The organism is Veillonella sp. 3891, assembly GCF_003992315.1.
In the GTDB taxonomy this organism is placed as follows: Bacteria; Bacillota; Negativicutes; order Veillonellales; family Veillonellaceae; genus F0422.
Map to the genome: position 1 here is coordinate 72,976 of NZ_RQVE01000004.1, position 15,143 is coordinate 88,118.

10 protein-coding genes are annotated in these 15,143 nt (G+C 42.2%); all 10 read left to right on the forward strand.

Annotated elements, in window-relative coordinates:
* The first annotated feature begins 35 nt into the window (after positions 1–35).
* The 10 genes from EO118_RS03310 to whiA all read left to right on the forward strand — a co-directional run bounded on the left by EO118_RS03310 (position 36) and on the right by whiA (position 15,143).
* Positions 36–3,572 (forward strand): cobaltochelatase subunit CobN, encoded by a 3,537-nt coding sequence (locus tag EO118_RS03310; RefSeq protein WP_127068625.1) that lies wholly within the window; start codon positions 36–38, stop codon positions 3,570–3,572.
* A 10-nt stretch (positions 3,573–3,582) separates the two neighbouring features.
* A complete protein-coding gene (locus EO118_RS03315; RefSeq protein WP_127068626.1) occupies positions 3,583–4,521 on the forward strand; it encodes an ATP-binding protein in 939 nt (312 codons plus the stop codon).
* A gap of 38 nt (positions 4,522–4,559) precedes the next feature.
* Complete coding sequence (locus EO118_RS03320; protein ID WP_127068627.1) at positions 4,560–6,491, forward strand: VWA domain-containing protein; 1,932 nt, start codon at positions 4,560–4,562, stop codon at positions 6,489–6,491.
* 92 nt (positions 6,492–6,583) lie between these two features.
* Positions 6,584–7,612 (forward strand): uroporphyrinogen decarboxylase, encoded by a 1,029-nt coding sequence (gene hemE, locus EO118_RS03325; RefSeq protein WP_127068628.1) that lies wholly within the window; start codon positions 6,584–6,586, stop codon positions 7,610–7,612.
* Complete coding sequence (hemH, locus tag EO118_RS03330) at positions 7,599–8,519, forward strand: ferrochelatase (protein ID WP_164726240.1); 921 nt, start codon at positions 7,599–7,601, stop codon at positions 8,517–8,519. Before hemE ends, hemH begins: the two co-directional genes overlap by 14 nt.
* Position 8,520: 1 nt before the next feature.
* Positions 8,521–10,761, forward strand: a complete 2,241-nt coding sequence (gene hemG / locus EO118_RS08750) for a protoporphyrinogen oxidase (RefSeq protein WP_240633520.1) — start codon at positions 8,521–8,523, stop codon at positions 10,759–10,761.
* A gap of 256 nt (positions 10,762–11,017) precedes the next feature.
* Complete coding sequence (locus tag EO118_RS03345) at positions 11,018–11,809, forward strand: Cof-type HAD-IIB family hydrolase (protein ID WP_127068630.1); 792 nt, start codon at positions 11,018–11,020, stop codon at positions 11,807–11,809.
* Between the two features lie 19 nt (positions 11,810–11,828).
* Entirely contained in the window at positions 11,829–12,743 is a 915-nt protein-coding gene (gene rapZ, locus EO118_RS03350) for an RNase adapter RapZ (protein WP_127068631.1), read from the forward strand.
* A gap of 37 nt (positions 12,744–12,780) precedes the next feature.
* Positions 12,781–14,130 carry a gluconeogenesis factor YvcK family protein gene (yvcK, locus tag EO118_RS03355; RefSeq protein WP_164726241.1) on the forward strand — a complete coding sequence of 450 codons (1,350 nt, stop codon included), beginning with the start codon at positions 12,781–12,783 and terminating at the stop codon, positions 14,128–14,130.
* A gap of 59 nt (positions 14,131–14,189) precedes the next feature.
* On the forward strand, positions 14,190–15,143 hold the full coding sequence (whiA, locus tag EO118_RS03360; RefSeq protein WP_127068632.1) for a DNA-binding protein WhiA: 954 nt from the start codon (positions 14,190–14,192) through the stop codon (positions 15,141–15,143).

The following is a 15,143-nucleotide window of genomic DNA, read 5'->3' on the forward strand; positions in this document are numbered from 1 at the left end:
AAAGGGAAGACATTACATATTGTGGTGAGTATGATATGAAACATTCTATATTACTCATTACGTCTATGACGAAACATTGGCAGTGGGCTAAAGAAATAGAACAGAAGTGTACAGATGAGACTATGTCCTTGGGCATAGTCTTTCTGTCGTGCAACGATATAGAGTTAGCAGATGTTCAGCACGCTATAGATGTGGCGGATATAGTACTGTTTACTCATGTAGGCAGTACGTTAGATACTCCTTTGGTAAAAGGAATTTACAAATATATTACACAGAAACAAGTTCCTTATGTATTACTATTCCATGATTCAGCGTCGGATGTACAGCGATATAGTGTTGCAGATGAGGACATTGATCAAATTAAGGTTTATTTGCACCAAGGTGGAACAGAAAACTTTTATGGACTGTGCCAATATATGCTATCCTTACAAGGTTATACAGGGCCAGTGGAAGCGGTGAAAGAACTACCATACCAAGGTATTTTAGGCAGACAAGGGGAAGTGTATCCATCCTATGAGTCATATCGTAAGGACTATGATCATGGTGGTCCAGTGGTAGGCATTTTCTTTTATCGAGATGAATGGGTGCAAGGTCAATTAGACTATCCCTATGCACTGTATGATTGTGCATTAGAGCAAGGATTATCGCCAGTATTAGTATTTGGTCAATACAGCAGTAAATCTGGTGGACAATTACGGTGGTATGATTGTTGGCACACGTTGTTTGATCATCAAGTGAAAGAGACCATATCTCTCATCATTAATACATGCAAGTTCTCCATCATTGGCTTGCAGGGGGCGAGTCGTGATGAAATGACGGATTTAGGAATCCCTATCTTGCAGGGCTTTGTTACCTATACTACTCTTGAAAGCTGGCAAACACGTTCACAAGGGTTAGAGCCTATGGATATATCTTTTTCCTTGTCATTGCCGGAAATAGATGGTATTTTAAACGGTCATATTGTAGGGACCAGAGCGTACTCAGAGGAAAGAGGCTACTATTTCAAACCATATCCTGAGGGGATTCAAAAGTTAGTAGACCAAGCCAAACGATGGATTGCATTGCAACAGAAACATAGGTCAGAAGTAAAGATTGCTCTATTCCTTCATAATTATCCTCCCAAAAATTCACATATTGGCAATGCCTGTGGGCTAGACACGCCAGAATCTGTACTACGGTTGTTGCAAGAATTACAACAGAACGGATATATAGTAGATGGTATCCCCCAAATGAGTGAAGATCTAATGACGATACTGACCAAACATGCTACGAATGATGTAGATTGCTTGACCGATTCAGCCGTAGAGAAAGCCCCAAAATTACCGAAAGAAGCGTATAGGAGGTGGTTTTCAAAGCTGGATAGTGCTACCCAAGAATCACTACTACAACATTGGGGACAGCCCATAGGAGAGATATTTGTAGAAGAGGATGAGCTTATTATTCCCGGTGTGGCCTTTGGCAATGTGTGGGTATTAGTACAACCGCCACGTGGATTTAGTGACAATCCAGATGCTTTGTACCATTCGCCGGACATTCCACCGACGCATCACTATGAGGGGGTGTATCATTGGGTACGCACTGTATTCCAAGCCGATGTGGCGATCCATATGGGGACGCATGGCAATTTAGAATGGTTACCCGGTAAGGGAACGGCTTTAAGTTCCTATTGTTACCCTCAGTTAGGTATCGAAGATATACCTAATCTGTATCCGTACTGGACGACCATTGTCGGTGAAGGTATCCAAGCAAAACGGCGTAGCCATGCTGTTTTACTTAGCTATTTATCGCCACCTATGAAGCGGTCCGGCTTGTATGGTGTCTATGAAACGCTAGAACGGTATTTGGACGAATATGACCATATGAAAGCGCAGGAGATGGGTCAAGAGTCTGTGGTGCTAAGTTATATCTTATCTTCTGTGAGAGAGTGTCATTTAGAGCACTTGTGCGAATCCTTCGACTGGTATCAAGAGGGAGGTCAGGTACACTTTGTGGCAGATAGATCTGTCAGTGAAGAAGAGTGGCGTGCCTTAGCTGACTCTATTCATGCAGACGAGGCAGAAGAACTGTTAGGGGATATTCATAACTATTTGATGGACATCCAAAATCGTCATATTCGTTGTGGCTTGCATATTTTAGGGCAAAATCCAACCACAGAGGAAGAGGACGGGTATATAGATGCTTTCATAGATATGCATGGTGTGCCAGACGATGCACAGAAAGAAACGCTGTGTGAGACCTACCTCGCAGGGTTGCGCCAAACGACAGAAGAAATGTGCCAATTGTTACGAGGTTTAGAAGGGAACTATATTCCACCTAATATCGGTGGCGCTGTTACTAATGGTGGTATCGATGTATTGCCTATGGGGCGCAATTTTTATGGCGTTGATGAACGGACCTTGCCGACCGTGCCTGCCTATGCTATCGGTTGTGAACTAGGCGATGCATTGCTCAATGAGTATATTCGAGAAGAACAGAGATATCCAGAGGAAATTGGTATTGTCTTATGGGCAGACAACACGCAACGCACTCATGGACAATGTATTGGTGAAGTATTCTATTTATTGGGTGTACGACCAGTTTATACAGGAAGTCGTGTGTCCGATTTGGAAGTCATACCTCTAGCGGAATTAGGGCGACCACGTATCGATGTAACAAGCCGTATTAGTGGACTATTCCGAGATATGATGCCTTCCGGTGTCATGTGGATTGCAAAAGCTGTGCAAATGGTAAACGCCCTTGATGAAGATCATAGTGTGAATTACGTAAAAAAACATATAGACCTGGATACAGCTGCATTAATAGAAGATGGTATGGACTACGAAGAAGCTATCAAGGGCGCTACGATTCGTGTCTTTGGCGATGCACCAGGTGCCTATGGGGCAGGGGTGAATCAAATTCTAGAACAAAGCAACTGGTCTACTCGTGAAGATTTAGCCAATGCCTATGTCACCTGGGGTGGCTATGGATATGATGAGCAAGGGGAAATTATCCCAAGTCATCAACAGTTTCGCAAGCGATTAGGTTCCATCGAAGTGACTGTGAAAAATGAAGATAATCGCGAGGTTAGTTTGTTGAGTACTGATGATTTCAATGCCTACCACGGGGGGATGATCGCGGCTGTGGAGGCGGTGAAAGGTACTAAGCCGAAATCATTTATAGGAGATACCACGTATCGCAAAGATATTTTGGTGCGGTCCTTAGAAGATGAAATTCAGCGTCAGTTCCGTAGTGAACCAATGAACCCTATTTTTATAGAGGGGATGATGAAACACGGCTACAAGGGGGCAGCGGATATGGCTTCCTATGTACAACATACCTATGAATGGGACGCCACTAGTGATATGATTCAAGATTGGATGTATGATGCCTATACAGACGAGTATGTCATGAATCAGGAGGTACAGGACTGGATGCGCCAAGTCAATCCTTGGGCATTAGGGGCCATTTGTACTACTTTATTAGAAGCAGAACAACGAGGACTTTGGAAGGCCAGTGCGGAACGTATAGAAGGATTGCGCGATGTGGCAATGTCCTTGGAAGATGATCTAGAGGGGTATTATGATGAAACGTAAGGAGACTAACATGAGTACTATATATCCTTTTACAGCCTTAGTAGGACAAAATCAAATGAAATTGGCCTTACTCCTCAATGCGGTAGACCCACGGGTAGGTGGTGTATTGATACAGGGTGATAAGGGAACGGCAAAATCGACGGCGGTACGAGGCTTAGCCAAGGTGCTGCCGATGCATCGTGATGGCACACCGATGAAAGTGGTGGACCTTCCATTGCATTGCACGGAAGACAGGTTGGTGGGAACCTTGGATATTGAGCGGATGCTGCAAGAGGGGAAGCAAAAGTTTTCTCCAGGCATTTTATTTGAGGCTCACGAAAATATTCTCTATGTGGATGAAGTCAATTTACTAGAGGACTACTTAGTGGATACATTGCTAGATGTGGCGGCGATGGGTGTGAATCGGGTTGAACGTGAGGGCATTAGCCATAGTCATCCATCACGATTTATTTTGGTAGGTACCATGAACCCCGAAGAGGGGGCTATTCGTCCGCAATTGTTGGATCGCTTTGGTCTATCGGTGACTGTGAAAGCAGAAACAGATGTAGCATTGCGGATGGAAGTATTGCGTCGTCGATTGGCTTTTGAAGATACTCCACAAGCATTTATTGAGTCCTACAGGAAGGACGATGAAGGGTTGCGTAAAACCATTGAAACAGCGCGTAAAGCGTTGCCTACCATTGGGATAGATGCAAATCTATTAGAATTGATTGCTAATATATCGATTACCCTAGGCGTAGAGGGACATCGTTCTGATATTACTTTGCTCAATAGTAGCCGTGCTTTGGCGGCCTTACAAGGGGAGCCACATGTGACCATGGATCATCTGAAACAGTTGACACCGCTTGTGATGGCGCATCGGATGAAACGGAAACCCTTTGAGCAACGTGAATTTGATGAAACTATGTTAGGGAATCTATGGGCTACTTATGAAGGGATACAGAAGTAGTAGAATTATCAAAGATTTTGTTAAAGGAGGTGAAAGGGATGAGTTTACAGCTAAATACAGGCATTCACCTCTTTTTGCAAGAACCTTTGTTGCGGACATTACTGATTTCAGGTGAAGTGGGAACGGGAAAAACTTATGCTCTGTTACAAGCATTGCATGATAGGGGCCGAACCTATACGACGATTACATCTCATACAGATGTGAGTGCTATGCAGGAAGCGGTGGATATACAAAGGACCTTAGAAACAGCTCAAATTGTAAAACAAGCACATCCTTGGGACGTGTATGACTTGCTCATCTGCGAAGGATTGGATCACTTTGACCGGTCCAAGTGGTTACGGATTCTTTACGAGCAAAATCGGCGATACAAAGCGGGGAGACCTCTACAAATCATTGGGACCTATACGGGAGCAGAAGGGCTTTCAGCATGGGTCTATGATATGGATTTGTGGATTTCCATAGAGTCGCCGGATGCGAACAATAGAGTGCGGGTCCTAGCAGATAGGGACGATGCGGAAACCTATGAGATAGGTGTGGCTCGTGAAAGTCACCACAGAGAGGGGACTCTTCACGAGGGAAGATTAATAGATGTATATGGAACTCATGGAGAAGAGTCGATTCGTTCTAAGAGGAAATTAATGGATGCACCTAGATCTCCCACGGTGCATGATAGCATATATACATATATTTCCAGTCTAGTAGAGAGATTCAATATTTCCTTTATGGGGATGGAATATATTTTACTAAAAGCGGCCATAGGTTTAGCTAGAGAAAATGGTCATCTGTTTGTGGAGCCTATTGATGTAGAAACAGTACTTCCTTGGACATTACCACAGAAGATGAAGAACCTAGTGAGTTCTCGAACATCTCAAGATGGAGAGGCACAGAATCCATCAGATCGAATGCCATCCGATGAGGCAAGAAGGGAACAAGAGAAAACGAAAGAGGTCAGTTCAAACCGAGAACAAGAGGACAATAGCTCACAAAGTATGGATAGGGAAAAGGACCGTGATGAGACAATAGAAAAGGTGCCTCAAGGGATGACGACAGATAGTGATGGATCTCATGATGAACAATCAAAAGAGGAAACTACTCTGGAACCAGATCAGACAGAAGCGGAACTTGACACTAGTCATGATGAAACAGAGAAAGAAAAGGATACGAGCGGAGAGGGCCAACGTGAGTCCCATAGAGGTAAGATAGAGGAGGCCTTTGTACTTTCAGAAACGGTGGAAACACAGGTGTTACATTTATATGGGATGTTGCAATCTGAGGCTGCAAAGAAACGCATAGATATCAGTGATGACGGCCGAGGCCCTAAGGTACATCGCCAAGGAACTACGGGGAGAACCATTGCCTGGATACCGACGATAGTACAAGGGATTGTACGCAGTCGGCAAGTACCGATTCAGCTAACTATAGAAGATGTCAGATATGCTATGTATCAGGAAATGCCAAAAGAAGCCATCTATTTAGTAGTTGATACAAGTGGATCTATGGGACAGAGACAACGTTTACAGAGGACGGAGAAGTTACTTTCACAATTGATACAGATGATGTATGTAAAACGACAGTATGTATCGCTCATCACCTTTCAAAAGCAAGGGGCTCAATGTGTGGTGCCGATGACACAGCAAATCGAGACTATCCCCAAAGCATTGGGAGAAGCTCGTATTGGGGGCAGAACGCCCTTTGTAAAAGGCATTGAGGAAGCAGTCAAACAGATAGGTATGGACATGTCACAAATGGGGCATGTACAGGCAAAGGTCGTAATCATTACAGATGGGAAGGTCACCTCACAAGCACTGCAGGGACTAGATGACATCGGTAAATGGCTTGCAAATCAGGGAATACAAACGACGGTCATCGATACAGACACCAGTTTTGTTCGCATGAATCGCGCCAAAGAAATTGCTCATATGTTAGGGGCAGAACTTATAAATATTTCTCAATATAGATCGTACAACTAGTGATAGAATATATAGGTAATTACACGCTGTATATGCTACAATAGAAAGTAGAATCCAAGTTTGATTTGGTAAAAGGTAAGGTGTAATTATATATGAAACAACGACAAGATTATTTGCAAATGATTGCAGGTGAGTCGGTGTCCCGTAGACCAGTCTGGTTTATGCGTCAAGCGGGGCGTAGTCAAGAAGCGTATCGCAAGATAAAAGAGCGATATAGCCTATTTGAGATTACTCATCAACCAGAATTATGTGCAAAAGTAACGGCTCTGCCTGTTCATGAATATGATGTAGATGCGGCTATTTTATACAAAGATATTATGACTCCTTTGGTACCTATGGGTGTAGATGTAACCATTAAACCCGGTGTAGGACCTGTCATTGCAAATCCCATACGTTCACATGAAGATGTAGCAAATTTACGTGATATTGTAGTAGAAGAATCGTTGGATTTTATGGTGAAAACGATTCAAATGTTAACGAAGGAAATGCTTACAGTACCGTTGATTGGCTTTGCAGGGGCTCCTTTCACATTGGCTAGTTATATGATTGAAGGGGGCCCTTCTAAAAGTTATCAGAAAACACGCCAATGTTTAGTAGCAACTCCAGAGATTTGGCATGCTTTGATGGAGCGCTTAACGACCATGTCCATTACCTATATGGAGGGTCAAATTAAAGCAGGTGTACAGGCCATTCAAATTTTTGATTCTTGGATTGGTGCACTTTCAATGGAGCAATATGAAACTGGCGTATTCCCGTATATGAAACGAATTATCGGAACTATCAAGGAGCTGTATCCTCATATTCCAATCACTATGTTTGGGGTAGGTACAAAGCATTTATTCCCAGTGTGGAAAGAATTGCCTTTAGATGTCATCGGTTGCGATTGGAGATGTTCCATTGCAGAAGCTAGTGCGATGGGGATTACACAGACACTACAAGGAAATTTAGATCCTGCCTATTTATTCGCAGATTGGAAAACAATTCAACATGAAATTGACCGCATTTTAGAGGAAGGTGCTGCCCATGGAAAGCATATTTTCAATTTAGGTCATGGTGTTGTGCCAGATGCAAATCCTAAAGTATTGCGAAAGATCGTGGAGTATGTACATGACAGAGGATAAATCGACACAAGAAGTTTGTGTATTGGTATTAGATTATGGTTCTCCTCGCTCTTTAGAGGATATAGAAGGGTACTATACTCGCATACGAAGAGGCCATAGACCAAGTGAGAAAGAGTTACAGCTTTTACGTCATAAGTATGAACGCATCGGTGGACAATCTCGATTAATGGAGTCCACAGCATGGCAAGTAGAGCGATTACAAGAAGAATTACAACAGGAACTGCCTGGTGCAAAGGTAACTGTGGTACAAGCACATAAATATATAGAACCGCTCATTGCAGAGGTAGCTAGGGAATTGAAAAACTATGATGCGGTAGTGGTGCTCATGATGAATCCTTATGGGACGGATGTTTTAAATGGTTCTTATTTAGAACAAATACAATCATTTAGGGACACAACGTGGAAGGTAGTACAGAATTGGTGGGATGCACCGACATTAGTCCAATCTTGGGTAGACCGAGTGCAGGAGACGATGTGTACATTGCCTGCTACGGCGAAACCGATGTATGTCTTTACTGCCCATAGTGTGCCATTGATGAAAGGCATTTCCTATGATGGATATGTGCATAGTCTGCAGCAAGTGATGCAGTCCATAGCAGATCAATTGATGTTGCCAAATGCTACCTTAGCTTGGCAAAGTGCAGGTACTCGTGGAGAATGGTTAACTCCTACGGTGGAAGCTGTCACAAAACAAGCCAGCACAGAAGGATACACACATGTGGTATATATTCCCATCGGTTTTACTTGTACCCATATGGAAGTGTCCTATGATTTAGATGTAGAACGGCGTGAACAATGTGATCACTTAGGTATGACCTATGTGCGTGTGCCTATGCCAGATGAGGATACTCTTTTTGTAAAAGCAATGGCGCATGGTGTCACACAAGCTCTATTACGGGAGGTGTAATGTGAAAGTAGCAATTATTGGCGGTGGGTTAACGGGACTATCGTCCGCCTATTATATGAGTAAGGCATTTCCTCACTGGGAGATTCATGTTTTAGAATCCTCAAATCGTTGGGGTGGTAAAGTGCAAACAAAACGCCATGATGGCTATGTAGTGGAAGTGGGACCTGATTCGTATTTAGCAAGAAAAACAGCTATGACAGATTTGGTGAAGGAATTGGGATTAGGTAATACCTTAGTGCGTAATGCCACTGGCGAATCCTATATTTACCATCAAGGTCAAATGAAACCCATCCCTGGAGGTTCGATTATTGGGATTCCTACGGAGTTTCTTCCCTTTGCTAAGTCTAGCTTATTGAGTTGGTCTGGTAAATTACGAGCTGGATTAGATATTTTTAAGAAGCCATATCCAGGAAACGAGGATATGAGTATCGATGCCTTTTTCCGCTATCATTTAGGAGATGAACTAGTCAATTTGTTAATTGAGCCCCTCTTATCCGGTATCTATGGCGGAGACTTAAAGCGATTAAGTTTACTGGGAACCTTTCCAGAATTTCGTCAATTAGAACAAAAGCATGGAAACTTGGTGAAAGGTATGATGGCGATGCAAGGCATGCGCAAACAATCTGGGACTGCTACAGAAGGTCAATTTGCCCAATTAACGGGAGGATTAGAATCTTTAGTAGATGCTCTAGTAGAGCAAATGCCGAAGAATGTTTCCTTGCATCTATCTACTAAGGTACTAAGCGCATCCTACACAGATGAGCACTATGTGGTGCAAACACAGACAGGCACAGACACGTATGATCGACTTGTAATCACCACACCGCCGAAATCTTACGAAAACTTCTTTGTGGGAGATATAAATTTTAAAGACTTGCGCCATATGGAACAATCTTCTTGTGCTATTGTCATAATGAGCTTGCCAAAATCAGCGTTTACAAAACCATTGCAGGGCACAGGTTTTGTCATCACCCGCAGTACAGAGACGCCATTGACGGCATGTACGTATATTTCTAGCAAATGGCCACAAACGACACCGCAAGATAAAGTTGTACTGCGTGTCTTTTTAGGAAAGCCTACAGACACGACGGTGGATACTCATAGTGAAGAAGAGTTGTGTGAATTGGCACTTTTAGAAATACGGAAAATACTAGGGTTCGTAGGAAATCCAGAATGGATGGAAGTAGTACGTTTACAAAAAAGTATGCCTCAATATGAAGTAGGTCATAAAGAACGAGTGGCTACACTCGTGAAGCATGTGGCAGAGTATTATCCAGGACTGGCATTGATTGGAACGCCATTTAAAGGGGTAGGTATGCCAGATGGCATCAAACAAGCATATGAATTAGTAGAAGTATGGAAAGAAGAAACTAAGGAGGTAGTTCCTATGGATACACATACAGAATCTAACCACGGACATCATGGAGTAGGTCCAGTGGAGGGGCGTCAAGAACCTAAGCACGGTCATCCTGGAGCAGTGTCTATGGAAGGACGTCCAGAAATAACAGGACTAGAAAAAGTGCCTGAAACATACGAAGGTTGGTTTAGCTTGCACGCTAATTATTCCATTAATTTTGAAAAATGGAGAACTTGGTCTACTGAGCAACAACGTGAAGCCTTACAATCTTTTAAGGAGTTTATTGGCAATTTAGAAACAGCTCATGAAGCTAATGAAAGTAGCTATGCTATGTACCAAATTAATGGTCATAAAGGTGATATTATGTTTTGGTTCTTGCAACCAACTTTACAAGAGTTGAATGAAGTAGAGCTGACACTGAAAAAATTACCAATCTTTAGCGTATTGCAACCGGAATCTTCTTTTGTATCTGTTATTGAAGTAAGCAATTATGTAAAATCTCCAAAAGATCATCCAAAAGTACAAGCTCGTTTGTACCCTAAAATTCCTAGATTAGCATGCATGTGTTTTTACCCTATGGCTAAACAACGCAATTTGACAGATAACTGGTATATGCTAGATCGTCAAAGTCGTGGTAGTATGATGCGTTCTCATGGTCAAATTGGCAAAAAATATGAAGACACGATCAAAGAGTTTACCACAGGCGCGTTTGGTATGGACGATTGGGAATGGGGCATTACCTTGATGAGCGATGATCCAATTCAGTTCAAAAAAATCGTCAATGAAATGCGATTTGATGAAGTAAGTGCTCGTTTTGGTATCTTTGGACCATTTACGATTGGTACCATTCTAGATATGAATGGCATAGATCATCTGTTTTCCTAATACATCGATAGGCATTACACTATAAAGAAATAGAATTGCGACAGGTTTGCAGACCAGTACATACTGGATTGTATAATCTGTCGTGTTTTTATTTTCTCAAATGTGGTGGCGCTTATTTAAGAGTTGTGGCTAACATCTATGGTTGAGGCATTTTTTATATCATTTCATATAGAACTATTTGTATCATAGTGATACTTATACAGTAGTTATATGTTGTTATGTGGTATAATGAAAGATATGATGAAGGAGTGATGTCATGAAATTGTTAGCCATAGACTTAGATGATACGTTATTACGTGATGATAACACCGTGTCTGACTATACAAAAACTGTGCTTAAAAAAGCGCAGGACAAGGGAATTGAGGTACTTATTGCCACAGGCCGTATGTACCAAACGGCATATCCTGTAGCACATCGTTTAGGCTTAGGCGATGTACCGATGGTACTGTATTCTGGCGGTGTCATTCAACGTGTGGAAAGTAAGGAACTTATTTGGGAACGAGCGATTCCACCAGAGGTAGCCCGTAAAGTATTAGCCATCGCAAAAGAGCATAATATCTATATTCAGTCCTATATTGATGATGAATTGTTGGTACACAGTGAAACAGAGTTTTCTCGCCTTTATGAAGAAATTACAGGTGCCAAGGCTGTGTATGTAGGGGACGCTATCTATGAACCTCAAAAAGGGACGAATAAACTATTAGTGGTGGAAGAACCTGAACGTATGACAGAGGTGATTGCTATTCTTTCTGAAGAAGTAGGCCATATGGTTGATTTAGTTCGGTCTAAGGTAAACTTTTTAGAAATCGTGGCACCTCATGTATCTAAAGGGGAAGCTTTGGCTTTCATGGGTGAACGATTGGGTATCGGTTTAGAAGATATGGTATCCTTTGGTAATTCAGAAAATGATATTTCTATGTTACAAGTGACTGGACATTCTGTGGCAGTAGGGAATGCAGAGGAACATGTGAAGACAATTGCCAAAGAAGTATGTGACACAAATGAAAAAGATGGTGTCGCTAAATGGATTGACGCTAATGTGTTATAAAATTTTGTAGGAGGGTCTCATGGAAGGGTTTCGATTAATCATTGTGACTGGTATGTCCGGAGCAGGTAAAACACAAGTGATGCAAGTTTTAGAAGATATGGGATATTTCTGTATCGACAATATTCCTCCTGTGCTGATTCCTAAATTTAGTGAAATTTGTCGTCAAAGTGCAGGCACTAAGGTGAGTCAAGTAGCCTTAGTGGTAGATATTCGTAGTCGTGAATTTTTTGATGATTTAAACAGTGCTTTAGACGATTTGACGGGCATGAATGTGCCGTATGAAATTGTGTTCATGGAAGCTAGCGATGATACTCTGATTCGCCGGTATAAAGAAACACGTCGTAGTCACCCTTTGGCACCATCAGGTCGTATTAGTACAGGACTGTCACAGGAACGGGCACTATTGGCAGATGTACGCAGTAAGGCGGATCATATTATCGATACCACAAACATGAAAACATCGGCGTTGAAATCATTTATGCGCCGTATCTTTAGCCACGTGAAAGAACAAACCGATGGGATGGCGATTACGGTGGTAAGTTTTGGGTTTAAATTTGGCATGCCGAATGATGCGGATATGGTATGGGATGTACGATTCTTACCTAACCCGTACTACATTCCTGAATATCGTCATAAATCGGGGCGTGTACCGGTGGTGAAAGATTACATCCATTCCTTTGAAGTGACTGATGAATTTAAAAAGCATTTCTTTACAACACTGGATTTTCTTGTGCCAAATTATGAACAAGAAGGAAAAAGTCAATTTGTGGTGGCTGTAGGTTGTACAGGTGGTATGCATCGTAGCGTGGCCATGGCGGAAGCACTGTATACACATTTGAAAGAAAAAGGCTGTAATGTTTCAGTGGAACATCGTGATATGATGCGTAATCATGTAGAAGAAGATGTGAATCCACGTTCTCGATTAGACCTATAAAGAAAGGAGCGGGACGATTCTTTCGTCTCTCAAGCCTATGAAATATAATAATTGGATGCGATGGTTTGCACCAGGCATTAATATTAAACGGTGGCTATTCCTATTTTCTTTAGGCACGATTTGGCTGGTAGTGGGTGTCCTTATGATGATGAACTACCAGTGGATTAGCAACTTTGAAGATATTTTCTTGGAATTTTTATTCCACCTGACAGGATCCTATAACTATACGGTCATAGCCAGTCTTGGTTTGGCTGGTATTGTAGCGGGTATAATCGCTATGTTATGGGGGATACGTAAGCTGATTCAGACCATAGTCAATGCTATTTTGCCGAATACAGAAGATGGCGTGAGCGATTATATTTTTGAAAAAATTCGTTTAGGGCAGGGGCCTAAAGTTGTTGTCATCGGTGGTGGTACTGGTTTATCCATGCTATTGCGAGGGTTAAAAAGTAAAACCACAAATTTAACGGCCATCGTGACGGTAGCAGATGATGGAGGTTCTTCTGGTCGCTTGCGGGAAGATTTTCAAATGATTGCCCCTGGAGATTTGCGTAACTGCTTAGTAGCATTAGCGGAAAAAGAAGGACTCATGGAAGAACTATTCCAGTATCGATTTACTAAAGGGGCAGAATTGTCAGGCCATAGTTTTGGGAACTTATTCTTAACAGCTATGACTCAAGTGCTGAAAGATGATGTGGAAAAAGCCTTAGAAGCATCTAGTAAAATCTTACGAGTTCGGGGACGTGTTATTCCCTCGTCTACGGAAGAAATCAAATTGATTGCGAAATTGACAGATGGCACTATCGTAGAAGGGGAAAGTAATATCCCTAATGCGGGTAAGCCCATTGCGAAGGTCTATACGGAACCACATAGACCATCTCCTGTAGGAGCGGCCTTACAAGCTATTGATGAAGCGGATGCCATCATTTTAGGCCCTGGCAGTTTGTATACTTCAGTCATGCCAAACCTACTGATTGATAAGGTAGCGGATCATATTGCTAACTCTAAAGCAGCTAAAATTTATATTTGCAATGTCATGACACAGCCAGGTGAAACAGATGGGTATACTGTGTCTGACCATGTGAAAGCCATTGAAGCCCATAGTGAAGTGGGGATTATCGATACGGTGTTAGTGAATGACAATCGAATCCAAGATGCTACATTAGAACATTACAAACAAGCTGGTCAAGAACCAGTAGAAGTAGATATGGATGTATTGCAATCGATGGGGATTCGGACTATTCGTGCAAATTTAGTAGATAGCCAAGACAAAGCAGTTCACAATTCTGAGCGGTTAGCGAAGGTGGTCATGGATGTGGTCTATGCTTTGCAGACCGATATTGAACCGCATATTTTAGAATATTACTTACAACGAGAAGATCATTAAGTATGAAAGTAGAGCCTCTAGAGGCTCTATTTTCTAGTAGAAGTAGAAAAGGAGAGGCTATGTCATTTGCAGAAGATGTAAAAAATGAATTGTGCCAATTTAAAACAGAAGATGCGTGGGCATCCAAGGTAGAGGCCTCTTGTTTATTACGGATGGGTGGATCCATCTTATTAGGTATGCAAGGACGTGTAGGGGTGCGTTTGGTGACGGCCAATAATGCTGTAGCTAGACGAGTACTAGGAATCATCAAAGAACAGTATGATTTACCTACTTCTGTACTGGTGCGTAAAGGGTTAAATCTACGCAAAAAGAATATGTACACCTTAACGGTAGAACCTACAGAACCGAGTCGTCTTGCTTTAGAGGATTTACAATTGTGGCCCGTAGATGCCATGATTCCTGATGCATGGCTAAAAGATATGGAGTCTAGACGTGCCTTTTTACGAGGGGCTTTTCTTGGCTGTGGTTCTGTGAATAAACCGCAAAGTGACTATCATTTAGAGTTTATGACGACAAAGGAGAATTTTGCGGATCAAATTATTCGTGTCTTAAAAATGTTTCGTCTCAATGCACGGAAGGTAGAGCGTAAAGAAGAGTTTGTAGTCTATTTAAAGGAAGGCGATGCAGTGACGTCGTGCTTACAAATTATGGGAGCTCAATCAGCGCTGATGGACTTTGAAAATGTGCGTATTATGAAAGATGTTCGTAACACTATCAATCGACAAGTCAATTGTGAAACAGCAAATCTACAAAAAACAGTGAATGCAGCGGTACGCCAACTCGATGCGATCCGTATCATTGATAAGCATCAAGGTCTTGATTCGTTGCCAATTCGTCTCTATGAGGCAGCTATATTACGTCAAGAGTTTCCTGATGGAAGTTTGCAAGAATTGGTAGATGCCTATGAAACAAAATATAAACGAGAATTGACGAAATCTGGCATTGGACATCGTTTGCGTAAATTAGAGGCCATTGCCTTACAATGGGAGCCAGATGGGCTTACGATAGAATAG